This window comes from Tardiphaga sp. (genome assembly GCF_041424195.1).
In the GTDB taxonomy this organism is placed as follows: Bacteria; Pseudomonadota; Alphaproteobacteria; order Rhizobiales; family Xanthobacteraceae; genus Tardiphaga.
Genome location: NZ_JBGMOE010000128.1, coordinates 1 through 1,350, shown reverse-complemented (window position 1 = coordinate 1,350; position 1,350 = coordinate 1). Strand labels below are relative to the sequence as shown.

Sequence of the window (1,350 nt, the reverse complement as noted above, 5' to 3'; positions counted from 1 at the left end):
CACGGATCGAAGGCGCATTGGCCGTAGGCCAATTCCGCTTGCCCTTCTCAGGTTGACGGTTTTGGGTGAGCCCTGTCGTTAAGAGATTCTGTTAAATAGGAATCGTTAAACAAGTTAAGCCGCTCAAAAAGCGGAATCTTGCTTTGTTTATCAACTGCTTGCCAGCCGGCCCGGTGGGTGAAACCCCGTGATTCGGTGTGTGATACCCCGATAGTGCGGTGGGTGATACCCCGACGCCAAGGTGGGTGAAACCCCGAGACTCTGGAGCCGAAAAGGGGCCTCCGGTGCCAGTTATCCACAGCCTGGCTGGTGGCTCCGGCATCGCCCGAAGCATGTCAGGGTTCAGGCAGCATCGCTGGCCGGTGTGTGAAACCCCGATAGTTGGGCTTGCGGTGTGTGAAACCCCGATAGTCAGCGGCGGCCGGCAAGCCGGTCCATCTGTGCATCGACTTCCTCGGCCCGCTTGCGCTCGGCGTCGAAACGGGCGCGCCGCTCCTCCTCGGCGCGCATTCTCTCGGCGAGTGCCAGTGCCTCGGCCTCGCCGCGGAGCCTGAACAACACGGCCGGGCTTTTGTCCGTCGTCTCGGTCAGCTCCATCGCATAGTCGGGGAGCTGGTCGGCCTCGATCACCCGCCGAAGCATCCGGTTGAACTCCTTGGGCTGGGCATCGCTGCCGGTTTTGTCGCGAAGCACCTCTACCCGGCAAGTCCACCCACCGCGCTGCGTGCCGGCGTGCTTTCGCGCGATACGATAGAGCGCCCGCTCCAACCCTCCGGAGAGTAGGAAATAGTCGGGGTGCATGGTGAGCAGCGACTTCTCGTTGACGATGCCCTCATAGACCCAATCCGAGAGGGTCAGCGTCATGCCGCGCGGCTGCTCCGTTTCGGCGTCGGTGTCGAAGGTCCAGCTGTCGAGCCAGTTGAAGCCAGCCTTCTGCCGGCGCTTCGTCGCGCGGATCGAAGTTGTGATCGAAGTCGTCTGGAGCCGGAGGAGCGCAGCTTGCAGCTCCTGATAGTCCCTGCCCCCTGTGCTGCGCTTGATCGCCCGCAGTAGGTCGTAGGGCGTGGTTGTCAGCGTGCGGGGCAGATCGTTCAGCCCCTGCTGCTTCATGCGGTTGAGCGTGGACGCGGCCCATATCAGGATATCGGCGTCCCAGATCGTGGCCATGCCGTAGTCGGGAATGGCCTGCACGCGCACCCAGGCCTCGCCATCCGGGCTGCGATACTCGATCGGCTTCAGCCGCTTGCGCTTCTGGAGCGAGAAGAACGGGCGCTCCATGACCTCCCGCTGGTCCTTGAGCGGAAGATCGCCGAGCGCCGGAATGAACAGGTCGAACTCGGGATTGGGATC

At 62.7% G+C, this 1,350-nt stretch carries 1 protein-coding gene; it reads right to left on the bottom strand.

Annotated elements, in window-relative coordinates:
• Nucleotides 1-411: 411 nt before the first annotated feature.
• Nucleotides 412-1,350, bottom strand: a 939-nt coding sequence (locus ACEK02_RS17625) for a replication initiator protein A (RefSeq protein WP_371422877.1), incomplete at its 5' end; no start/stop codon positions are given.